The sequence below is a fragment of the Pseudomonas sp. LB3P93 genome, from assembly GCF_054898025.1.
The window spans coordinates 4,947,034-4,966,962 of sequence record NZ_CM142713.1 but is presented as its reverse complement, the minus strand read 5'-3'; the positions used below and the strand labels follow the sequence as shown (position 1 = coordinate 4,966,962).

Here is a 19,929-nt window from a genome sequence, read left to right as displayed (position 1 = left end):
CTGTGAGTGGGACGAGGAGGGCTCAACCTGCCATGGCTGGGCGTCTTCAATCGTCGAGGCACAGATAAATAATACGAACCCGAGGCATTGGGTAGCGGTTATATGAAAGCTTTACGGTGCCGTTCTTTAACCCTATGCGCTTTATACGAGTGCCAGATATCGGGCGTTCGAGGACCCGCAAGTATTGTTAGAATCGGCGAGCGATACTCTGTCTTCTCACTTGCCCCAAGGTTGCTGTTGCGCCATGAACTCGTCGAACCCTGTCATCCGAAACGTCCTGCCTGCTGACCTGGACCGCTGCTTCGCCATCGAAACCGTTGCCTACGAAGGCGACGAAGCCGCCACCCGGGAAAAAATCGCCACCCGCATTGCCACCTGGCCTGAGGGTTTCATCGTCGCGGAAGTGGACGGAGTGGTAGCCGGTTTCATTAATTCCGGAGCGGCATTTGAGGTGGAAATGTCAGACGAGGCGTTCAAGGAACTGATCGGCCACGACCCGGCCGGCCCGCAGGTGGTGATCATGTCGGTGGTGGTGCACCCGGATTATCAGGGGCAGGGGTTGGCGAAGCGTTTGATGGGCGAGTTCATCGAGCGGATGCGGGCGATGGGCAAGACCACCATCCACCTGATGTGCAAGGAGCGGCACATTCCGCTGTATGCCGGGTTTGGGTTTGCCTACATCAAGCCTTCAGCTTCGGACCACGGCGGCATGGCGTGGCATGAGATGACCCTGACCCTGTAACCAATCTATCAAACACCGAAGATCCACTGTGGGAGCGAGCCTGCTCGCGATGACGGCATAACATTCAACAGAAATGTCGACTGTCAGACCGTCATCGCGAGCAGGCTCGCTCCCACAGTGATTTGTGTCGTGTCAGTAGAGACTGTCACGCACTCGGGCCGGCGCTTCCCGGTCGTACGTTTCGGCATCGAACTGCCCGTCATTCAGCCGCTTGTGAAACGCCCCCGCCGTCGGCAGCGCTGAGCGTTCCAGATGCTTCTCCGGATTCCACAAATCCGAACGCACAATCGCTTTCGAGCAGTGAAAGTACGCCGCTTCTACCGTCACCAGCATCACCGTGCGCGCCGGTTTGCCGTTTACCGAAAAGCTTTCAAGCAACGCCGGTTCCGCACTGATTTTCGCCGTGCCGTTGACCCGCAACGTCTCGCCGATTCCGGGAATGATGAACAGCAACGACACCCGTGAATCCAGCACCACATTGCGCAACGTATCGATGCGGTTGTTGCCCGGACGATCCGGGATCGCCAGGGTCTGCGGGTCGATGATCCGCACAAAATCCGGCGTATCACCCCGGGGCGAACCGTCCATGCCATCAGGGCCGACCGAGCTGATAATCACCAGCGGCGAGGCGCGAACCATCGCCTGATAGTCCTCGTTCAGAAAGGGAATCTGCTTGCGCACGGCGCGGTCGTGGGGTTGGCCGTAGATCGCTTCCAATGCTTCGATGCTGTCGAGCATAACCACCTCAGAAAATCAGACTCATGCGCCGTTCATAACCGATCCGGCCCCGGTACGCCTCGCCGCTGTCGACCCAGCCGAATTTCGCATAGAGCGCGATGGCGGCTTCGTTGTCCGCATCCACCGAGAGCTCCAGCGCCTTGATCTCCGGAAACGCCTGCCGAGCCACATCAGGCAGGGCTTGCAGGCAGGCTTTGCCATAACCTTTGCCTTGAGCACGGTGATCGACTTGCAAGGCATGCAAGGTCGCGCTGTGTTCGTCGGCCCACGCCGGCAACACAGGCGGGCGTTTCAGCAGCAGGAACGCCACGGGATTCTCCTCGACCAGCAGCGCAAATCCCTGGACGCCGGGGCCGGGTTTGGACAGCAAGGTGTGCAACGCACCATGGATGTCGCCGGAGAACTTGATCTGTTCTTTATGAACTTCGATGGCCTCGACCTGCTGGCGCTGGCGCGCGTTGAGGTTTTCGTAAGGCACGAGTCGGGCTGTCACTGGAGTGTCCTTTTTCCAACAAAAGATGTTTCGGATTCTAACGAGTTTGCGTGCATGGATTATTTTTATTTCGACTGTCGATTTGGCTGTTCGCCAGACGACTAAGGGTGTCTTCACAACAAAAACCACGGAGAACCAACATGATCGCTACTGCTGAAATCCAGGCCCTGATCGACACTTATCGCCAAGCGGTGATCGCGAAGGATGTCGAGAAGCTCATGTCCTTTTACGGTGACGACATCGTCTCCTACGACGCGGTCAAGGCCCTGCAATTCCGGGGCAAGGCGGCTTACCGCGCGCATTGGGAGGAGTGCATGGAAATGTGCCAGGGTGCGCACAAGTTCGACTTCGACCATATGAACATCGTCGCGGACGAGCACATCGCCTTCGCCCACTGGCTGGCCCATTGCGGCGGCACCAACGAGAAGGGTGAAACCCAGGCCTGCTGGATGCGCGTGACCGCCTGCTATCGGCGAGAGGCAGGGCAATGGCGCATCGTCCACGAACACTGGTCGGCCCCGTTCGACATGACGAGCGGCACGACGCTGTTCAACCTTGAACCCTGAACATCGGGTTGCTTCGTCGGGAATGTCGCGAAGGCGCCCATCTGCAGCCATAGTTGATCAGTTCGATCCGGGAGAGCCCACATGAAGTATTTATGCCTGGTCTACAGCAACGAACAGGCGTTGCACTCGCTGCCTGACAGTCCCCATGACGCCGAGTGCATGGCCTATGCCGAGTCGATCGAGGGCAGCGGCCGGATGATCGCGGCCGAGGCGCTGGAGTCGGTGCAAACCGCGACCACCGTGCGCATGCGCAACGGCAAGATGTCGATCACCGACGGCCCGTTCGCCGAAACCAAGGAGCAGTTGGCCGGCTTCTACCTGATCGATGCCAAGGACCTCAATGAAGCCATTCAGGTCGCCGGCAATATCCCGGCGGCCCGGGTCGGCAGTGTAGAGGTGCGTCCCGTTCGCCAGTTGAATCCCTGAATAACAAGCACAAGACAGGAGAGCCCCATGAGTCCACAGCCCTACAAGAAGCAGCCTGGCGAATTCGACGATCGATGGGTGACGCTGGTGACTGAAGGCATGCCGGACTGATGCCTGAGGTTTCGGTCACGGCGCGGGTCGAGCAGGTTTACCGCGAAGACTCACGGCGGATTCTGGCGACGCTGATCCGTTTGCTCGGCGATTTCGACCTCGCCGAAGAGGCCCTGCACGAGGCGTTTTTCGTCGCGGTCGAGCGGTGGCAGCGTGACGGCGTGCCGGACAATCCACGCACCTGGCTGGTGTCCACCGGGCGCTTCAAAGCCATCGATGTGTTGCGTCGGCGCGCGCGTTTTGCGGCGTCCAGGCCAATGTTGATTGCTCAACTGGAGGAGCTGGAGCAGGCCGACTGGAGTGATGAAGACGTGGAAGATGATCGCTTGCGCCTGATCTTCACCTGTTGTCACCCGGCCCTCGCGTCGGACGCCCAGGTGCCGTTGACCTTGCGTGAAGTGTGCGACCTGACCACAGAGGAAATCGCCCGCGCCTTTCTCTCGGCGCCGGCAACCATCGCCCAGCGCATCGTGCGCGCCAAAGCGAAAATCCGTGACGCCAAAATCCCTTATCAAGTGCCGACGCTGGCGGAACTGCCCGAGCGTCTCGACAGTGTGCTCAGGGTCATTTACCTGGTGTTCAACGAAGGTTACTCGGCGTCCGTCGGCGCCGAGCTGACCCGCGAGGACCTGACGCGCGAGGCGATTCGGCTCGGGCGTTTGCTGATGGAGTTGCTGCCGGAATCGGAAGTGATGGGGCTGCTGGCCTTGATGCTGTTGCATGAATCACGACGCCCGGCCCGGATGTCGGCGAGCGGTGAGTTGATTTTGCTGGATGAGCAGGATCGTTCGTTGTGGGATGCCGGGATGATTGCCGAAGGTTGCGTGCTGGTGGAAGCGGCGCTGACCACTGGACAGTTCGGGCCTTATTGCCTGCAAGCAGCGATTGCGGCGGTGCATGCTGAAGCGCTCACGGCGGGGGAGACGGACTGGCAGCAGATTGTGGGTCTGTATGACGTGCTGTTGGCGGCGGTGCCTTCGCCGGTCATCGAGTTGAACCGTGCAGCGGCGATCTCCAGGCGGGATGGACCGTTGGCGGGGCTGGTGTTGGTGGAAGGAATTCTGGATCGGGGGGATTTGCAGGATTACCACTTGGCGCATTCGGCGCGCGCGGATTTTTGTCGGCAGTTGGGGCGGGTTGATGAGGCGCGGGCGGCGTATGAGCGGGCACTGGAATTGACGCAGCAAGTGCCGGAGCGGCGGTTTATTGAGGCGCGGATCAAGGCCTTGAAGTGATGTGATTTATCGGGCGCCATCGCCAGCAAGCCGGCTCCTACAGGGATTGGTGGCGTCCACACATTTTGTGACCGGCGCGATCTCCTGTAGGAGCCGGCTTGCTGGCGATAAGGGCCGAAGGACCTTCATTCCAGCATCTTGCCGAGCAACCAACTCCCCGCCGGCCCCGGCGGATGCAGCCGTGACCACAAGGCATCGACAAACACCGGTTTCGGCCAGCCGCGCACGTCCAGTTCAACCAGCGTCCCCGCCCCAAACCGCCCCACCAACCAACGCGGCAACGGCGCCCAGCCGAACCCGCCTTGGGCCATTTCCAGCAGCATCAGGTAACTCGGCGCCGACCAGACGCGTCCCTTCGCACGGCTTTCATACGGGTTGACGATCGTCGCCAGGCGCAACTCCCGATGCTGTTGCAGCACGTCTTGATCGACGAGGTTCAGCGCCGCCAACGGATGCTCACGGGACACAAACAGGGCAATCTCAGTCCGCTCCTCCACGGTCGAGCTGACCAGATCCGGCGGGTAACTGTCTTGTTTTTCCGCAAAGGCCACATGCGCCCGACCGCTTTGCACCAATGCCACCAAGTCATCGCATTCAGCAATCAGGCATTCGAGCTCGAGGTCTGGATAACGCTGCTCGAAAGCACTCAGCGCCGCTTCGAAGCGGTCGGACTGATAGGTGTCGGAAATCGCCACGGTCAGCTTCGGCTCTACACCTTGGGACAGTTGGCTGGCGGTCATTTCCAGGCGGCTGGTGGCCGCCAGAATCTCCTCGGCCCGTTGCAACATCACATGCCCGGCCGGCGTCAGGCTCGGCTTGCGGCTGCTGCGGTCAAAGAGGGTCAGGTTCAAATCGATTTCAAGACTGGCCACCGCAGCACTGATGGTTGACTGACTGCGCCCCAGTTTGCGCGCTGCCGCGGAAAACGAACCTTGCGTCGCCGCCTGCACAAACGCCTGCAACACTTCCTGAGAAGCCATGAACTATCGCCTTGATCGATGGTTATTGGTTATGAAGTATCGTCGCGAGGCAGGATCATGGCAACCACAGTCACTCAGGGAGTCCTGATCATGAACGTCAACAAATCCATCACCGAACGTATTTTCCAGGCCATCGGTTTCGAAGTGCTGGCCATCCTGATCTGTACGCCGCTACTGGCGTGGATCATGGACAAACCGATGATTGAAATGGGCGCTGTCACCGTTGTGATTGCGGCGCTTGCTCTGGGTTGGAACGTGGTCTTCAACGGCCTGTTCGACCGTTTGCTCAAACGCTTCGCCATCGTGCACAACGCTTGGGTACGTGTGGTCCATGCGTTGATGTTCGAAGGCGGGCTGGTTGCGATGGGTGTGCCACTGATTGCGTGGTGGCTGGACGTCAGCCTGTGGCAGGCGTTCCTGCTGGACATCGGCGTGTTGCTGTTTTTCCTGCCGTACACCTACGTTTATCACTGGGCGTATGACGTGGTGCGGGAGCGCATGTTGATGGTGTCTACTGCTCGCTAATCCAGAGTGAACAGTTTTTGTGGCGAGGGAGCTTGTCGGATCGCCGCACCGTCCCGCTCGAGTGCGAAGCGCTCGCAAAATCTTCGACAGTTACCGAGATTTTGGGGCTGCTTCGCAACCCGGCGGGAGCAAGCTCCCTCGCCACAGGTTTAGTGGTTACAAAAACATCCCGCCCGACGCCTCGACACGCTGGCCATTGATCCACTGGCTACCCGGCGCCAACAACAATGCAATTGCGGCACCAATGTCATCCGGCTGACCCACTCGACCCAACGCGGTATTGCCGGCGACATAGCTGTTCACATCGCCGTTATCGCGCACCGTGCCGCCGCCGAAGTCGGTCTCGATGGCGCCCGGCGCCAGGGTGTTCACGGAAATGCCGCGGGCACCGAGTTCCTTGGCCTGGTAGCGTGTCAGCACTTCCATCGCGCCTTTCATCGCTGCGTAAGCGCCGTAACCCGGCAAGCTGAAGCGGGTCAGACCGCTGGACACGTTAAGAATGCGCCCACCGTCAGCCATCAGCGGCAGCAGGTTCTGGGTGAGGAAGAAGGGCCCCTTCAGATGAATGTTCATCAGCAAGTCGAATTGGGCGACGGTGGTGTCGACGAAACTAGCCGTCAGGCCGATGCCTGCGTTGTTGAGCAAGAAGTCGAAGTGCTGGCGATCAAACCGGCTGCTCAACACCTCGGCGACCTGGGTGGCGAACGCTTCGAAGCGTTCGCTTTGGCTCACATCGAGTTGCAGCATCACCGCCCGAGCGCCGAGGCCTTCGATTTCTGCGACCAGTGCCTGCGCCTCATCGGCCTTGCTGTTGTAGGTGCCGATAATGTCGACGCCTTGAGCGGCCAGATGCAGGGCTGCGTTTTTGCCGAGGCCGCGGCTGGCGCCAGTGATCAGTGCGATTTTACGGTTCATGGGACTTCCTCAAGGGTGGTGAGTAACGGTGTTGAGGAAGTTTATTTATCCGGCCAAGGGTGATAAACAGACTGAAACTGGAATCACTGGTCGGTTAATCCGAACAATAGAGAGTCGGCCCATGAACAAACTGGAACTGCTGCGCTCCTTCGTGCGTGTCAGCGAGATGTCGAGTTTTACCCTGGCGGGCGAAAGTCTTGGCGTGCCCAAGTCGACCGTTTCGGAGCACGTTCAGGCGTTGGAAGCCTTGTTGGGGACGCGCCTGTTGCAACGCACGACGCGCCGGGTTCAGGCGACGCAGGACGGCCTGGTGCTGTACGAGCGCAGTCGGGACTTGTTGTCGAACATGGATGAAATCGAAGGGCTGTTTCGTCAGGACGCGGCCTCGCTCACCGGGCGGATTCGCTTTGACATGCCGAACTTCCTGGGCCGGCAAATGGTATTGCCGCGCTTGCCTGAATTCATGGCGCTGCACCCCAATCTGGAACTGGAAATCAGCACCACGGATCGCCGGGTTGATTTGCAGAGGGAAGGTTTTGATTGCGTGGTGCGGGTCGGTGCGCAGCCGGATCAATCAGTGGTCGCACGTCACGTGTGTGATTTTGCGATGGTCAATTGCGCCAGTCCCGCTTACTTGCAGCGCTATGGAATGCCGGAAAGTCTTGAAGATCTGGCACAGCATCGAATGGTCCATTACGTCGGCGTACTGGGTTCGCGCTCGGAGGGTTTTTTGTACGAGGTGGACGGCGCAGAGCATCGATTGCCGATTGCGGGCAGTGTCACGGTGAACAGCACCGACGCTTATGAAGCGGCGTGCCTGGGGGGATTCGGTCTGATTCAGGCGCCAATCAAGGGCATGCAATCGCATTTGGATAGCGGTGATCTGGTGGCGGTGTTGCCGCAGTTCAGCGCACGGTCGATGGAGGTCTCGCTGCTCTACGCCCGGCAACGGCATTTGCCGCTGCGGGTGCGAGCGTTTATGGACTGGCTGGCCAATGTCATTCAGTCCACAACCTGAAGCACAACCCACGAACCTTAAAAACAACACATAACCTGTGGGAGCGGGCTTGCCCGCGATAGCGGTCTCAAATTCAATGATGATGTTGAATGTGAAGACCCCATCGCGGGCAAGCCCGCTCCCACAGGGTTTTGGGTCAGACGTGGAAATAGCCTACGCAGCTATCAAACGGCAGGCGTTTGAGTTCGATCTTGTTCAGGTCCAGCACTTCACGCAGGGCTTTGGTTTCGCCCGGGAAGTTGCGGTAAGCGACTTCGTCCAAGACCACGATCGCGCCTTTTGGCATGTACGGCAGGAAGGTTTCCAGCGCGACTTTGGTCGATTCGTACAGGTCGGTGTCGAGGATCAGCATGGCCACGACCAGGTCCGGACGGGTCTTGACCCACTCAGGTACGGTTTTGACGATGTCGCCTTTGACCAGCTCGCAGCGCGGGATACGGTTGACCGGGCGCAGCAGGTCGTTGGCGTCGATCATGTCCTGGATCAGCGACTGGTCGGTGTCGGAGAACATGGTCTCGTTGACGTCGGCCGGGTCTTCTTTCTTGTCGATGCTCTGGAAGCCTTCGAACGTGTCGAAGCCAACGATCGAACGGTTGATCGCGTACGGCTCGAGAATCATCGACAAGTGCATGTACAACATCAGCGAGTTGCCCTTGTACACGCCGCACTCGATGATCGCGCCCGGTACTTCAGCGACTTTCTTGAACAGTTCCATACGCGAGAGCGCAGCGGTGACGCCGATGCGGTTGGCGAAGACGAACGGCGCGTCGGCCACGTACTCGGCATCGACCCGTTTCAGAACGTTGGCACGGGTTTCGTTGTACTGGGCCTCGGCAGGCGTGATGCGACGCTTGGTCATTGCTGGATTCCTTGGAAATTCGAGAAGTCGTGGGCGTGAAAATAGTCTTTGAAACCGGCGCCGACATCAGGGCAGGCGCTGTCGACGTTGATCGCGCCACGCTTGTGCTTGAGGTCGTCAAGGTGCATCAGGCGGAAGTCCACGCTGAAGCGGGTTTGATCGGTGTGGTTGGCGACCGTGCCATGCAGGTGCGAGCCAGAGAAGATCAGCATCTCACCGGTGTTGCCGGCGATGCGCACTTCAGACGCGGTGTTGATTTCTTCCAGTGGCACCGGGTGCACACGGACTTCCTCTTTGAGGTTGTCCTTGGCCTTGTGCCGCTGGTTGCTGATCCAGTCGTTGAGGCTCCATTCGCTGGAGGTGTTCTTCACCGGCACGTCGAAGTAGCCGCCGTTGATCATCATGGTCTGGTCGGGACGGATGGTGTGCACCGGCATCCAGGTGTTGATCTGACAATCGACGCTGCCGTACCACGTGTCGCGATGCGGTTTGTAGGCATAGCTGACACCGGCGTGCAGGTAGTCATAGTTCGGCACCACGCGAATGCGCGGCACGTCGAAGATGTACTCGCGCGGGTCGACGCCGATCTCGTCGATAAACGACAGGATCAGGTCCTTGGCGCGCTGGCTGTTGGTGAACTGGCCCTTGAGGCGCGTCACCAGTACCACGAATTCTTCCACCGGCATCAGCGTGTGCAGCGCCTGGTGATTAGTCTCGCCGTCGAAGGCGGCGGTGATGCTTTCCTGGGCGAACGCACACAGCTCTTTGGCCGCGCGCAGTTGAGTGTTCAGGAAGATGTCGCCGGCGTAGATGGCTTCTTTGAAGTCAGCTTTCTGTTGAAGCTGATTGATGTACAGATTCACGATTCCACTCCTGAATGCATCGAGTCTCTTAAGAGTCGGCCACACGTTAGCAAACTGAAGTGCAATCCGGCGGGTGGTGGATCAATAAAAACGCAAACGCCTGAATTTGCGACGAAATGCGTTGTCCCGGGCAAAAAAATCCCTGTAGCAGCTGGCGAAGCCTGCGTCCGGCTGCGCAACAGTCGTAAATCCGACACACGCGGTCTGTCTGATGTACCGCGTGTCATGGTTTTACGACTGCTGCGCAGCCGGACGCAGGCTTCGCCAGCTGCTACAGGGTTATGTGTTGAGGCTAGAAGATTTGGGTGAACAGCCAGTACAGGCTGCCCGACAACAGAATCGCCGCCGGCAAGGTCAGCACCCAAGCCATCAGCAGGTTGCGGATGGTCTTCATCTGCAAGCCGCCGCCGTTGGCGACCATGCTCCCAGCCACCCCCGAGGACAGCACGTGCGTGGTCGACACCGGCAAGCCGAACATGTCGGCCGCGCCGATGGTCAGCATCGCCACGGTTTCCGCCGAGGCGCCTTGGGCGTAGGTCAGATGGGTCTTGCCGATCTTCTCGCCGACGGTCACCACGATGCGCTTCCAGCCGACCATGGTGCCCAGCCCGAGCGCAATCGCCACGGCGATCTTCACCCACAGCGGGATGAAACGCGTCGAGTTGTCGATCTGTTGCTTGAATAGTTGCAGTTTGCCGGTGGTGTCGGCGTCGAAGTTACCGACCTTGTTCTTGTCCATCAGGCGAATGGTTTCGCTGGTCAGGTACATGTCGTTACGCACGTTGCCCACGGCCTCGGCGGGCACTTTGGACAGCGAGCCGTAACCCTTGACCTGCGCGCCGATGCTGCCAGTCAGGGCGGCGAGGGCCGGGATCAGTTGTGGCGTGGCTTCCTTGCTGCGGACGTATTCGGAGAGCACCGGACGCGGATCGGCCGGGGCCGGCATCGGTGCGCTTTTCAACAGCGCTTGCTGGGTGACTTCGGCGACGGCGGCGAACTGCAGCGCCTGGTCGGCCGGCATGGTGCGGTTCAGCGCATAAGCCATCGGCAGCGTGCCGACCAGAATCAGCATGATCAGGCCCATGCCTTTCTGGCCGTCGTTGGAACCGTGGGCGAACGAGACGCCGGTGCAGGTCACAATCAACATGCCGCGAATCCACCACGGTGGTGGGGTGTTGCCGACTGGTGCCTTGTACAGCGCGCGATTCTTGACGAACGCACGCAGGGCCAGCAGCAACAACGCGGCGAAGCCGAAGCCGACCAGCGGTGACAGCAGCAACGCATAACCGATCTTGGTTGCTTGCGCCCAGTCCACGCCGCTGGTGCCGTCATGGCCATGCATCAGGGCATTGGCCACGCCGACACCGATGATCGAACCGATCAAGGTGTGCGACGAGGAGGCCGGCAAGCCCAGCCACCACGTGCCGAGGTTCCACAGGATCGCAGCGATCAACAGGGCGAAGATCATCGCGAAACCGGCGGAGGAACCGACTTGCAGAATCAGCTCCACCGGCAGCAGGGCGATGATGCCGAACGCCACCGCGCCACTCGACAGCAGCACCCCCAGGAAGTTGAAGAACCCGGACCAGGCCACGGCGAAATTCGGCGGCAGAGAGTTGGTGTAAATCACCGTGGCCACGGCGTTGGCGGTGTCGTGGAAACCGTTGACGAACTCAAAGCCCAGGGCGATCAGCAATGCAACGCCCAGCAGCAGAAATGGCGTCCAGGTGGTGACCACCGTGCCGAGTTCGCTCATGTCGTGCATCAGGCTGTAAGCAGTGAACAACAGCCCGCTGGCCAGCACGCCGAAAAACACCACGAGGGTGAACAGGCTGGGTTTTTTATCGAGTTGCGGTCTGGCGCTACCGGCGGGAGCCTGCGTTTCGGCTGTATAGGAAGGCGTAGCCATGACGGACAATCCTGAGGAGGGTAGGAGTGTCCGTCATGATCGTTGCAGAATGTTACAGAGAGACTGCCCTGCGTCAGGGTTTGGGTTATTTGCTGATCCGTTAATCAGAATTCACCACGTTCCCGGCCATGATCGTTCCCACGCTCTGCGTGGGAATGCCGCCCCGGATGCTCTGCGTCCAGCATTGACGCGGAGCATCAATGGATGCATTCCCACGCGGAGCGTGGGAACGATCAGCGGGGGAGGCTCAATAATCCTGGCGCTTACGAAACGCCCAACGCCCGGCAATAACGGTAAACGTCGCGACCAGCGCCACCAGAATCCAGAACCCCTCCGGATCCCCCGAAAGCGGCACCCCACCCACGTTCATGCCAAAGAAACCGGCAATGATGTTGATCGGCAGCGCCAGCACCGTGACCACGGTCAGGGTGAACAGCGTGCGGTTGCTTTGCTCATTGAGGTTGGCCGCAATTTCTTCCTGCAACAGTTTGATCCGCTCACCGAGCGCCGTGAGGTCGTTGATGATCAGCGCAAACTCCTCGGTGGACTTGCGCAACTCCTTGACGTCCTCCTTCTGCAACCATTGCGGCGGCCGGTTGAGCAATCGCAACAACGAGCCCGGCTCCAGCGCCAACAAGCGTTGCAGGCGCACCAGCACCCGGCGATTGGCACCGAGTTCAGCACGGTTGGTCGACAGCCGTGAAGACAGCAACTCATCTTCGATCTGATCGACACTGAGGCTGGTCTTGCGCACGATCTGGGTCAGCACTTCGCCCTGATCGCGCAGTAAATGCACCAGCAATTCCAGCGGAGAACGAAAGCACTCGCCGGCCTTCACCGACGAACGCAGCTTGTCCACCGAGTGCAGCGGTTGCAGGCGAGCGCTGATGATCAGTCGACTGCGGGCACAGACCCACAGCGTCGACACATCGGACGACACCATGCTGCTGAGGTTGAACACCACGTCGTTGACCACCGCCAGCAACGCCGAATCGACATGCTCGATACGCGTGGATCGAGACCCTTCGTGCAAGGCTTCGAAAAACTCGTCCGGCAATTCCAGATGACTTTTCATCCAGCGCTCGCACGCGGCATGCGCGAGGTTCAGGTGCAGCCACAGAAACTCGTCACTCTCGTCCGGCTGTTGCAGGCATTGCAACGCCTTGGCCGAATCGATCTCCCGACCACGCTCGCCGGGGCGAAAACTGAAACCGTAGAGCAGACCGAAGAGGTCCGGGTCGCGATGGCTTTGGTCGATGCTGTGGTTCATTAGGGCTCGCTGAAGGAGGCGCGGTCGGTCGCTTTGTGGCTCGCGGAAGGAGGCACTGTCGCTCGCTTTGTGGCTCGCTGAAGAAGGTACTTTCGGTCGCTTTATGTAGCAGCTGGCGAAGCCTGCGTTCGGCTGCGCAGCAGTCGTCAAACCTGAACACGCGATCTACCTGACACAACGCATTGCCCGATTTCGCGACTGCTTCGCAGCCGAACGCAGGCTTCGCCAGCTGCTACAAGGTCGCGTTACGGCGGGTTTCACAGGTTCACCTGAGCCGCATCATCGCAAGGAGTTTTAACAGTTTTATGACAGAACAATGGCGGCGAAATAGTGGCACTACCGACGGTCGGAAAAGATTCAAGAACCGCTCTAGCACGCCGATCTTGCTTACGTTAAGTTGCGCGGCCCTGACCATTGGTCAAGGTCACAGACAGGGATGTCCGGACACCTTTCACGCCGTGTTTGCTGCGTGTCTCACCCTTGTCATGAGTATCACTCGATGCTGCAAAAATCCCTGAGAGCACAAATCCTCGCCTTGTTGAGCGGCAGCCTGTTGGCGATGCTGTTGATCGCCCTGGCTTGCTTTCACTTTCTGTCCAGCGGCGTTCAAAGCTATGCGAATCTGATCGAAGGCCCGTTGCACACCTCGCAGTTGATCGATGAAGCCAACCTGCAATTCAAGGTGCAGGTGCAGGAATGGAAAAACGTCCTGCTGCGTGGCAAGCAACCCGCGGACCTAAACAAATACTGGAAGCAATTCGAAGACCGTCAGCGCGATGTGCAAAGCATTCTCGGTGAACTGGCCGGGCAGAAGGGCATCGAGCCGCAACTCAAGACCCGCATCGAACGCCTGCGTGACGAACACCGTCAGCTGGGCGCCGCCTATCAGAAGGGCCGTGATGCGTACGTGGCGGCCGGTGCCGACCCAACGGCGGGCGACACGGCGGTCAAAGGGGTGGACCGTGCAACCAGCGATCAGATGAGCGAACTGGTCAGCGAATTGCGCAAGCAGGGTACCGAGCAATCGACGCTGATCAGCGCCGACGCCGATCGCACGGTATTGCTGGGGCTCATCGTGATGCTCGCCTCGGGTCTGTTGATCGGGCTGTTGAGCCTGTGGCTGGTCAACCGCAACCTGGTCGAACCGATTCGCAAACTGATCGAATACGTGGCGCAACTCAGCCAGGGCAAGTTTGCCGAGCGCGTGGCCAGCACCCGTCAGGACGAGCTGGGCAAGCTGGCGGTCGCGGCCAACACCTTGCGTGATTTCCTCGCCGAAACCTTCACCCGTTTGCAGCGCAGCGCCAAGGATCTGGACAGCGCCAGCGGTGAGTTGAACTCGATCGCCGGCCTCATGGCCAGCGGCACCAACGAACAGTTCAACCGCACCGATCAGGTGGCCACGGCAATGAACGAAATGTCGGCCACCGCACAGGAAGTCGCACGTCACGCCGCCGATGCGGCACGTGCTGCCGACGATGCCGACCAGTCTGCCCAGCAGGGCGAAAAAGTCATGCAGGGCACCATTCACACCATCACCCGGATGCGCGGCGAAATCGCCAACACCGCCACGGTCATCCGCCAACTGGAAACCGACAGCGGACGGATTGGCAAGGTGCTGGAAGTGATTCGCGGCATCGCCGAACAAACCAACCTGCTGGCGCTCAACGCGGCGATCGAAGCGGCGCGTGCCGGTGAAGCCGGACGCGGTTTTGCGGTGGTGGCCGATGAAGTGCGCAGCCTGGCCCAGCGCACGGCGGCGTCGATCATCGAGATCAACCAGATCATCCAGACCGTGCAAACCGGTGCGGTGGACGCGGCTCAGGCGATTGAAAGCGGGCAGTCGCGCAGTGAAGAAAGCGTCGAGCAAGTGACCCAGGCCGGCGCGATGCTGGAGCGGATCACCCTCGCCGTGGAAGCCATTCGCGACATGAACCGCCAGATCGCCACCGCCGCCGAAGAGCAGACTTCAGTGGCCGAGGACATCTCGCGCAACCTCACCGAAATCACCAGCATCGCCAGTACCAACCTGGACAACGTGCAGCGCACAGAAGCGGCCGGCCGCAATTTGCACGGGTTGTCGGGGCAGTTGAATGAAGTCACGGCGCGTTTGAGCGCGTAATGGAAAGGGCTGTGTGCCGGGTCGGTTACCGAGTCGGTACACCCATCTATCTCAGATCCGGAAGGGTTGCGCCGTTGGTCGGACGCTTGGCATTTTGGTGCGGTATTTACCGGGTACCTGTTAGTTCTGACAGTAGACGATAGCAGTGCGCGAGGGTTTGATAGCGCTGTCAGCGCAGTGGCGCTGCTTTAACTACAAGGAGCGTTTTTATGTCTAGTGAACAGCCATTGAGCAAGTTGAATATTCCGGGGATGACTCCCTTGGAAGGATATGACGGCCAAGTCACCGAACCTGTGGAAGGAGTGGGCCTGAGGGCGCAAGTCGTAGGCCACCAGAACTACAACGTAGGGGATAAGCTCGAGGTATTCTGGAATGACGTACTAGTGCTTAAGCACACAATTACGGCTGTTGAAGAGGCCGCAGGCGTCGCCTTTTATGTTGGGAAAAATTTCATCACGCCCGGTGATGTGGCAGCTCATTACACGCTGACCGACAACAGCGGAAATACTGCTATCTCTCCCCCTTTAAAATTGAAGGTCAACCCTGCCCGTTAAGACTTTCTTTTGCTGCCTGCACCGGAAAGCTGAAAATAAACAGCGTGCCATCCTGCGCCGTCGAGCGTACTTCCAGCTTCCCACCATGGGACTGCGCAATCTGACTGGCAATGTACAACCCCAACCCGAGGCCGGTCTGCGGTGTCCCGCTGGCCGGTCGCGAGTAGGGGCGGAACAGATGCGGTAGCGCGTCTTCGGCAATCTGCCCCTGATTTTTAACGCTCAACACGAACTGCCCGTCCTTGATCTGCGCGCTGACGTCTACCGCGCCGTCGGGATCGCCGTGGGCAACGGCGTTCGCCACCAGATTGGAGAGCAATTGCGCGACCCGCTCGCGATCGCACGCAATGCTGTGCAGGTCGCCAATGGAGGCGCGAAGGGTGCGTTCGGGGTGCACACTCTGGACTTCGGAAATCACATGCCGCAGCGCAACTTCCAGGTCCGGGCACGGCTCGATGTTCACGGGAATGCCAGTGCCCAAGGAGCCACGGGCGAAATCCAGTACGTCATCGACCAGTCTGGTCGCGCGCCGGGCGCTGGTGAGAATGTGCCGGGCCCGTTGCTGATTCGCCGGGTCGGGGAGTTTGCGCAGGAGCATTTCGGCGCCGGCGCTGATGGCGAACAAGGGGTTGCGCAGGTCATGGCCGAGCACGGCGATGAACTGTTCGCGTAGCTCTGCGGTTTTGCGTTCCGCCCTCAATGCCGCTTCGGTTTTTTGCAGGTTTTCTTCGGCCTCGATCTGCAGCGCCAGCATCCGCGCAAAGGATTCCATGGTGCTCTGGATCGTGCTGGACGTGAGTGGCGCGGGGTTGGGGTCAAGGGCGCAGATGGTGCCGAAAAAGCGTCCATCGGTGCGGAAGATCGGCACGGCGATGTAGCTTTCGAATTGATAGATACGAGGCGTGTGGTGATCGCGGTAGAGCGGGTCTTCACTGGCGTTGTCGATCACCACCGAATGATGCGCCTGGCGAATTTCGTGGCACAGGGTCGTGACCACATCCAGCTCGCCGCCGACCTGCAAACCGAAATTCAGCTGATCAAGCACAGCGCATGCGGTCCACGAGTCTTTCGTAACACGCGCGACAGCGGCGAAGCGTAGCCCCGTCAGCTCACGGATCACCTGGAGAATCGCCGGCACCGCGCTGATCCGACCGATCGTGGCAATGTCTGCTGCCGCTGTTTGCCCCATATCAATCAATCTCTGCGTGAACGCCGTTGAGGGAGTCTAGCGGGCTGACGTCGCGTTGGCGCGCCTTCATTGTGTGAATCCGACATGCGAAAAAGCCGCACGATCCGAAGATCGTGCGGCTTTTTCCATGGGCGTATCAGGTGTCTTGTTTGTCGCTCAGGACTTTGCCAGTGGTGGCATCGAAGTCCACATCCCACTCTTTGCCGTCAGCAGTTTTCAGTTCCACTTCGTACTCGTAGTTATTGAAGTGGTTGTCCAGGTCGGTGTCGGTGATGGTCGCACCCGGGTGCAGTTTCAGCGCCGCCTGGTTCATTTCTTCCAGTGGCTTGATCTTGCCGCTCTTGACCAGCTCAGGGATCTGGTCGACGCGAACGTCGGCTTGCGCCAGGCCAGCGGTGAGGGTCAGGGCAGCGGCAGTGAACAGGGCAGTCAGGGTTTTCATGGGGTTCTTTCCTTGGGGTGATCTGTTTAAGTGGGATCAGATTAGCTTCCAGACCTTAACTGACCCTTAAAAACGCAGCGGAGTTCGATTGCGCCGTTTGTTCAATTGCGCCACCGGGCGACGTTTCATGCTGTGACCTCAATCAATGGAGGTGCTTATGAAACGAATCGTCGCGCAGATTTACGCGCCAGTGTTCTGGGGTGGGTTCATCGGTGCAGGGGTTTGGTTGGTGGGCGGTATCGGGTTATCGCCAGGCTGGTTGTTGCCGTTATTTCTTATCGCCTTGGCAGTGTCATTCCTGGCCGAGTGGGCGTTGCCCTACGAAGCGCGTTGGAATCATTCAGCCGGTGATCGCGCCCGTGACATCGTCCACGCGTTGGTCAATGAGACGCTGAATACGCTCGGTTTGCTGGCGTTACCCGGGCTGGTGGCGCTGCTGTCGTTCGATGGCGCGTGGCCGAGGGAGTGGCCGCTGTGGCTGCAACTGGCGCTGGCGATCTTTATCGCCGATGGCGGACTCAGCCTGATGCATTACGCCAGCCATCGCGTAAAGGGATTGTGGCGTTTGCACGCGGTGCATCACAGCGTGGAACGGCTGTACGGCTTCAACGGTTTGATGAAGCATCCGTTGCATCAAGTGCTGGAAGCTTCGGCCGGACTCTTGCCGTTGTTGCTGCTCGGTATCCCGCTGGACGTGGCGGCACTGCTGGTATTCGCCATCGCCATCCAGTTGCTGCTGCAGCATTCCAATGTCGATATGCAACTGGGGCCGTTGCGTCGGGTGTTCGCCTGGGCGCCGGTCCACCGCTTCCATCACATGAAATATGGACGGGCCGGTGATGTGAATTTCGGCTTGTTCTTCAACTGTTGGGACCTGCTACTGGGCACCGGGTTTTACACCACAGACCATGAAATTCGTCACGGTGATCTGGGCATAGGCAGTCGTCCGGACTTTCCTCGGGGTTATGTCGCGCAATTGCGCGATCCGTTTACGTCGGTGAAGTTGAGCGAAGAGCCTACGGTGCCTGAGCCGTTGCGGCGCTAGTCGAGCAAGCGCAAGTCGATGCGATGCAGCGCCTGGCGCGCGGTCACGCCGAAGAGTTTTTTCAGGCTTCTGGAGAAATGCGCTGAATCGGCAAACCCGGCTTCGTGCGCGGCTTCGGTCACCGTGCTGCCGTTGAGGATCAGCACCACCGCCAACCGCAATCGCCGCCACACCACCAGCCGGCGTATCGGCAGCCCGAGCTGGCTGGCGAACAGCCGTTGCAACTGACTCAACGACAGGTGCGCTTCAGCGGCCAAGGCGCTGGCCGGGACTTTGCTGGTCAGCAAGCCATCGAGGGTGGCCAATGCACGTTCGATTCGCGGATCATTCAACGCTCTTTGCGGGCAATGGCGAACGGCGTTATCGAGGCTTTCCAGAGACAGCTCGGAATTGAACACGCAATCACGCAATGTCTGGCCATCGAACATCAGCGGCTCGGCATACACGGTGAACACCGCATCCTGCGCTTCGACAATGCTGTGGCTGAGTTGAGAGGGGATGAACAGACGATGAGCCGTTTGCGGTACGCCGTCGAGACTGACGGTGACCGGTCGATCCGGCGCGAGGATCAGCTGATGAGCGTAATGAGCATGGGGCGTCGTGCGCCCCAGCTCACCGTGGATCAGGCCATAATCGCGTCCCAACCACAGACGGCCCGTCCACTCGGTGTTTTGCGTCACTCAGTAGCCGTTGTTCTGCAGCAACTGTGCAACCGTCCCGGCGGCCGGGCGTTTGTAGAACTTCAGCAATTCGCTGGCGCGGTTGGTGAAGATGCCATCAACGCCGGCCTCCATGACTTTCTGGTAATCGACCGCTTCGTCGATGGTGTAGACGTGCACCAGCAGGCCTTGATCGTGGGTGTACTGATTCATCCACGGTTTCACCAGGTCCGAGTAGCTCTGATCGCCGCCCTTGGTCAACGCGGCCGAAGGGCCGGTGCCGATTGCGCCCTGGGCCTTGGCGTACTCGACCCATTGCTGGAATTCGGCTTTGTCTTTCGGTTCCTGCTTGGCGTAGTACGTCGCTTTGTCCTTGTCGCCGGACTCGGCAAACGTCACTTTGGATTTCGGCTCGATACTGCCTTCGCCGACCCACAGCAACAGGATTTTCGGCACTTGCGGCATTTCCTTCTCGAGCAGTTCGAGGCTGCTCTTCTCGAAGGTTTGCAGCACGACTTTGCCTTTGCCCTGACCGACCGCCAGATTGCTTTTCGCCAGTTTGGAACCGGCCGGGCTCAGCCAACCGCGATCCTGCAATTTATCCTTGAGGTCGCTTTCGATACCGGGGAATTGCTTCGGCTCTTTGGTCTCGATGTACAGGCCGGGCTTGTGCAGCGGATTGCCCTGGGCGATGTCGATGATTTCGTCGAGGGTCAGAATTTTCAGGCCGACGTAGGAAGGACGTGCGCGATCCGGGTACGCGGTGTTGAACCAGCTGCCGGCATCCAGGGTTTTCAGTTCGGCGAGGGTGAACGCGTTGGCCGGGCTGTCCTTGCGGTCGGGGAATTTTGTGGCAACGTCGGTGGTGCGTTGCAGGTTGTTGTCGTGCAGGGCGAACAGCATGCCGTCCTTGCTGCGTTGCAGGTCCATTTCCAGGTAGTCGGCGCCCAGATCACGGGCCAGTTTGTAGGCGGCGGCGGTGGATTCCGGTGCATCGAAAGACGCGCCACGGTGGGCGATCACTGCAGGATGCGGGATGCCCACACGGGTCGCCAGAGCGGTCGGGCTGGGCTCGTTGGCGGCCTGTGCCTGGCCGAGGCCGAGCAGCATGCTCAGCAGCAGGGCGCTTTTGGTGAAGGTAACAGGCATGGTCGAGGTCCTTTCGCGTTGAGTTTTCAAAGACGTCTCTTTTAACAACTGAACGCCGCCAGCGCTATCGCCAGACCGACATAAACGTGTTTAAAGCTGATTTTTTCAGCGCTTTTGTG

The 19,929-nt window shown here is 59.5% G+C and carries 21 protein-coding genes; 9 read left to right on the top strand and 12 right to left on the bottom strand.

From position 1 onward, the window contains the following. The first annotated feature begins 244 nt into the window (after nucleotides 1-244). Nucleotides 245-742 (top strand): GNAT family N-acetyltransferase, encoded by a 498-nt coding sequence (locus ACYZT8_RS22585; protein ID WP_461976066.1) that lies wholly within the window; start codon nucleotides 245-247, stop codon nucleotides 740-742. Nucleotides 743-874: 132 nt separating this feature from the next. Here ACYZT8_RS22585 and ACYZT8_RS22580 read toward each other — a convergent pair whose 3' ends face one another. Beyond that, nucleotides 875-1,480, bottom strand: a complete 606-nt coding sequence (locus ACYZT8_RS22580) for a pyridoxamine 5'-phosphate oxidase family protein (protein WP_461976064.1) — start codon at nucleotides 1,478-1,480, stop codon at nucleotides 875-877. Between the two features lie 7 nt (nucleotides 1,481-1,487). Further along, nucleotides 1,488-1,973, bottom strand: a complete 486-nt coding sequence (locus ACYZT8_RS22575; RefSeq protein WP_461976062.1) for a GNAT family N-acetyltransferase — start codon at nucleotides 1,971-1,973, stop codon at nucleotides 1,488-1,490. Nucleotides 1,974-2,113: 140 nt separating this feature from the next. Between ACYZT8_RS22575 and ACYZT8_RS22570 the strand changes: the two genes are divergently transcribed. The 3 genes from ACYZT8_RS22570 to ACYZT8_RS22560 all read left to right on the top strand — a co-directional run bounded on the left by ACYZT8_RS22570 (nucleotide 2,114) and on the right by ACYZT8_RS22560 (nucleotide 4,311). Beyond that, the gene (locus tag ACYZT8_RS22570) at nucleotides 2,114-2,539 is read left to right on the top strand and encodes a YybH family protein (protein ID WP_461976060.1); all 426 of its coding nucleotides are present in this window, start codon (nucleotides 2,114-2,116) and stop codon (nucleotides 2,537-2,539) included. A gap of 81 nt (nucleotides 2,540-2,620) precedes the next feature. Further along, nucleotides 2,621-2,965, top strand: a complete 345-nt coding sequence (locus ACYZT8_RS22565) for a YciI family protein (RefSeq protein WP_461976058.1) — start codon at nucleotides 2,621-2,623, stop codon at nucleotides 2,963-2,965. Nucleotides 2,966-3,075: 110 nt separating this feature from the next. Then, nucleotides 3,076-4,311, top strand: coding sequence for an RNA polymerase sigma factor (locus ACYZT8_RS22560; RefSeq protein WP_461976056.1), 1,236 nt, complete (start codon nucleotides 3,076-3,078; stop codon nucleotides 4,309-4,311). Between the two features lie 125 nt (nucleotides 4,312-4,436). On the opposite strand, the gene ACYZT8_RS22555 is transcribed toward ACYZT8_RS22560, so the two are convergent. Next, nucleotides 4,437-5,291, bottom strand: coding sequence for a LysR family transcriptional regulator (locus ACYZT8_RS22555; RefSeq protein ID WP_461976054.1), 855 nt, complete (start codon nucleotides 5,289-5,291; stop codon nucleotides 4,437-4,439). A 90-nt stretch (nucleotides 5,292-5,381) separates the two neighbouring features. Between ACYZT8_RS22555 and ACYZT8_RS22550 the strand changes: the two genes are divergently transcribed. Continuing rightward, nucleotides 5,382-5,816 carry a multidrug/biocide efflux PACE transporter gene (locus tag ACYZT8_RS22550; protein WP_461976052.1) on the top strand — a complete coding sequence of 145 codons (435 nt, stop codon included), beginning with the start codon at nucleotides 5,382-5,384 and terminating at the stop codon, nucleotides 5,814-5,816. 156 nt (nucleotides 5,817-5,972) lie between these two features. On the opposite strand, the gene ACYZT8_RS22545 is transcribed toward ACYZT8_RS22550, so the two are convergent. Then, on the bottom strand, nucleotides 5,973-6,731 hold the full coding sequence (locus tag ACYZT8_RS22545) for an SDR family NAD(P)-dependent oxidoreductase (protein WP_461976050.1): 759 nt from the start codon (nucleotides 6,729-6,731) through the stop codon (nucleotides 5,973-5,975). Nucleotides 6,732-6,852: 121 nt separating this feature from the next. On the opposite strand from ACYZT8_RS22545, the gene ACYZT8_RS22540 reads away from it, so the two are divergent. Continuing rightward, nucleotides 6,853-7,749 (top strand): LysR family transcriptional regulator, encoded by an 897-nt coding sequence (locus ACYZT8_RS22540; RefSeq protein ID WP_461976048.1) that lies wholly within the window; start codon nucleotides 6,853-6,855, stop codon nucleotides 7,747-7,749. A gap of 136 nt (nucleotides 7,750-7,885) precedes the next feature. On the opposite strand, the gene ACYZT8_RS22535 is transcribed toward ACYZT8_RS22540, so the two are convergent. The 4 genes from ACYZT8_RS22535 to ACYZT8_RS22520 form a co-directional block, all read right to left on the bottom strand. Further along, nucleotides 7,886-8,608 (bottom strand): TylF/MycF/NovP-related O-methyltransferase, encoded by a 723-nt coding sequence (locus ACYZT8_RS22535; protein ID WP_046031989.1) that lies wholly within the window; start codon nucleotides 8,606-8,608, stop codon nucleotides 7,886-7,888. After that, the gene (locus ACYZT8_RS22530) at nucleotides 8,605-9,471 is read right to left on the bottom strand and encodes a hypothetical protein (RefSeq protein WP_461955313.1); all 867 of its coding nucleotides are present in this window, start codon (nucleotides 9,469-9,471) and stop codon (nucleotides 8,605-8,607) included. Before ACYZT8_RS22530 ends, ACYZT8_RS22535 begins: the two co-directional genes overlap by 4 nt. A gap of 292 nt (nucleotides 9,472-9,763) precedes the next feature. Then, nucleotides 9,764-11,380, bottom strand: coding sequence for an inorganic phosphate transporter (locus ACYZT8_RS22525; protein ID WP_461976046.1), 1,617 nt, complete (start codon nucleotides 11,378-11,380; stop codon nucleotides 9,764-9,766). Nucleotides 11,381-11,627: 247 nt separating this feature from the next. Continuing rightward, a complete protein-coding gene (locus ACYZT8_RS22520; protein WP_461976044.1) occupies nucleotides 11,628-12,650 on the bottom strand; it encodes a transporter in 1,023 nt (340 codons plus the stop codon). Between the two features lie 499 nt (nucleotides 12,651-13,149). On the opposite strand from ACYZT8_RS22520, the gene ACYZT8_RS22515 reads away from it, so the two are divergent. Both ACYZT8_RS22515 and ACYZT8_RS22510 read left to right on the top strand, forming a co-directional pair. After that, on the top strand, nucleotides 13,150-14,772 hold the full coding sequence (locus tag ACYZT8_RS22515) for a methyl-accepting chemotaxis protein (protein ID WP_461976042.1): 1,623 nt from the start codon (nucleotides 13,150-13,152) through the stop codon (nucleotides 14,770-14,772). A gap of 209 nt (nucleotides 14,773-14,981) precedes the next feature. After that, entirely contained in the window at nucleotides 14,982-15,326 is a 345-nt protein-coding gene (locus ACYZT8_RS22510) for a hypothetical protein (RefSeq protein WP_461976040.1), read from the top strand. On the opposite strand, the gene ACYZT8_RS22505 is transcribed toward ACYZT8_RS22510, so the two are convergent. After that, nucleotides 15,310-16,515, bottom strand: a complete 1,206-nt coding sequence (locus ACYZT8_RS22505; RefSeq protein WP_461976038.1) for a GAF domain-containing sensor histidine kinase — start codon at nucleotides 16,513-16,515, stop codon at nucleotides 15,310-15,312. The genes ACYZT8_RS22510 and ACYZT8_RS22505 overlap by 17 nt on opposite strands. A gap of 136 nt (nucleotides 16,516-16,651) precedes the next feature. After that, nucleotides 16,652-16,957: a PepSY domain-containing protein gene (locus ACYZT8_RS22500; protein ID WP_461976036.1), complete on the bottom strand. Its 306-nt coding sequence runs from the start codon at nucleotides 16,955-16,957 to the stop codon at nucleotides 16,652-16,654. Between the two features lie 157 nt (nucleotides 16,958-17,114). Here ACYZT8_RS22500 and ACYZT8_RS22495 point away from each other — a divergent pair, with 157 nt between their 5' ends. Then, nucleotides 17,115-18,002 (top strand): sterol desaturase family protein, encoded by an 888-nt coding sequence (locus ACYZT8_RS22495; RefSeq protein WP_461976034.1) that lies wholly within the window; start codon nucleotides 17,115-17,117, stop codon nucleotides 18,000-18,002. Here the strand turns inward: ACYZT8_RS22495 and ACYZT8_RS22490 are convergent. Both ACYZT8_RS22490 and ACYZT8_RS22485 read right to left on the bottom strand, forming a co-directional pair. Beyond that, a complete protein-coding gene (locus ACYZT8_RS22490; protein ID WP_461976032.1) occupies nucleotides 17,999-18,682 on the bottom strand; it encodes a helix-turn-helix transcriptional regulator in 684 nt (227 codons plus the stop codon). The genes ACYZT8_RS22495 and ACYZT8_RS22490 overlap by 4 nt on opposite strands. Further along, on the bottom strand, nucleotides 18,683-19,810 hold the full coding sequence (locus ACYZT8_RS22485) for a glycerophosphodiester phosphodiesterase (RefSeq protein ID WP_461976030.1): 1,128 nt from the start codon (nucleotides 19,808-19,810) through the stop codon (nucleotides 18,683-18,685). It lies immediately after the preceding gene. Nucleotides 19,811-19,929 lie beyond the last annotated feature (119 nt).

Bases quoted from the DNA above. Each gene is read 5' to 3' on its own strand.
- ACYZT8_RS22585 (WP_461976066.1), top strand. From the start codon at position 245: ATGAACTCGTCGAACCCTGTCATCCGAAACGTCCTGCCTGCTGACCTG.
- ACYZT8_RS22580 (WP_461976064.1), bottom strand. From the start codon at position 1,480: ATGCTCGACAGCATCGAAGCATTGGAAGCGATCTACGGCCAACCCCAC.
- ACYZT8_RS22570 (WP_461976060.1), top strand. From the start codon at position 2,114: ATGATCGCTACTGCTGAAATCCAGGCCCTGATCGACACTTATCGCCAA.
- ACYZT8_RS22565 (WP_461976058.1), top strand. From the start codon at position 2,621: ATGAAGTATTTATGCCTGGTCTACAGCAACGAACAGGCGTTGCACTCG.
- ACYZT8_RS22560 (WP_461976056.1), top strand. From the start codon at position 3,076: ATGCCTGAGGTTTCGGTCACGGCGCGGGTCGAGCAGGTTTACCGCGAA.
- ACYZT8_RS22555 (WP_461976054.1), bottom strand. From the start codon at position 5,291: ATGGCTTCTCAGGAAGTGTTGCAGGCGTTTGTGCAGGCGGCGACGCAA.
- ACYZT8_RS22550 (WP_461976052.1), top strand. From the start codon at position 5,382: ATGAACGTCAACAAATCCATCACCGAACGTATTTTCCAGGCCATCGGT.
- ACYZT8_RS22545 (WP_461976050.1), bottom strand. From the start codon at position 6,731: ATGAACCGTAAAATCGCACTGATCACTGGCGCCAGCCGCGGCCTCGGC.
- ACYZT8_RS22540 (WP_461976048.1), top strand. From the start codon at position 6,853: ATGAACAAACTGGAACTGCTGCGCTCCTTCGTGCGTGTCAGCGAGATG.
- ACYZT8_RS22535 (WP_046031989.1), bottom strand. From the start codon at position 8,608: ATGACCAAGCGTCGCATCACGCCTGCCGAGGCCCAGTACAACGAAACC.
- ACYZT8_RS22525 (WP_461976046.1), bottom strand. From the start codon at position 11,380: ATGGCTACGCCTTCCTATACAGCCGAAACGCAGGCTCCCGCCGGTAGC.
- ACYZT8_RS22520 (WP_461976044.1), bottom strand. From the start codon at position 12,650: ATGAACCACAGCATCGACCAAAGCCATCGCGACCCGGACCTCTTCGGT.
- ACYZT8_RS22515 (WP_461976042.1), top strand. From the start codon at position 13,150: ATGCTGCAAAAATCCCTGAGAGCACAAATCCTCGCCTTGTTGAGCGGC.
- ACYZT8_RS22510 (WP_461976040.1), top strand. From the start codon at position 14,982: ATGTCTAGTGAACAGCCATTGAGCAAGTTGAATATTCCGGGGATGACT.
- ACYZT8_RS22505 (WP_461976038.1), bottom strand. From the start codon at position 16,515: ATGGGGCAAACAGCGGCAGCAGACATTGCCACGATCGGTCGGATCAGC.
- ACYZT8_RS22500 (WP_461976036.1), bottom strand. From the start codon at position 16,957: ATGAAAACCCTGACTGCCCTGTTCACTGCCGCTGCCCTGACCCTCACC.
- ACYZT8_RS22495 (WP_461976034.1), top strand. From the start codon at position 17,115: ATGAAACGAATCGTCGCGCAGATTTACGCGCCAGTGTTCTGGGGTGGG.
- ACYZT8_RS22485 (WP_461976030.1), bottom strand. From the start codon at position 19,810: ATGCCTGTTACCTTCACCAAAAGCGCCCTGCTGCTGAGCATGCTGCTC.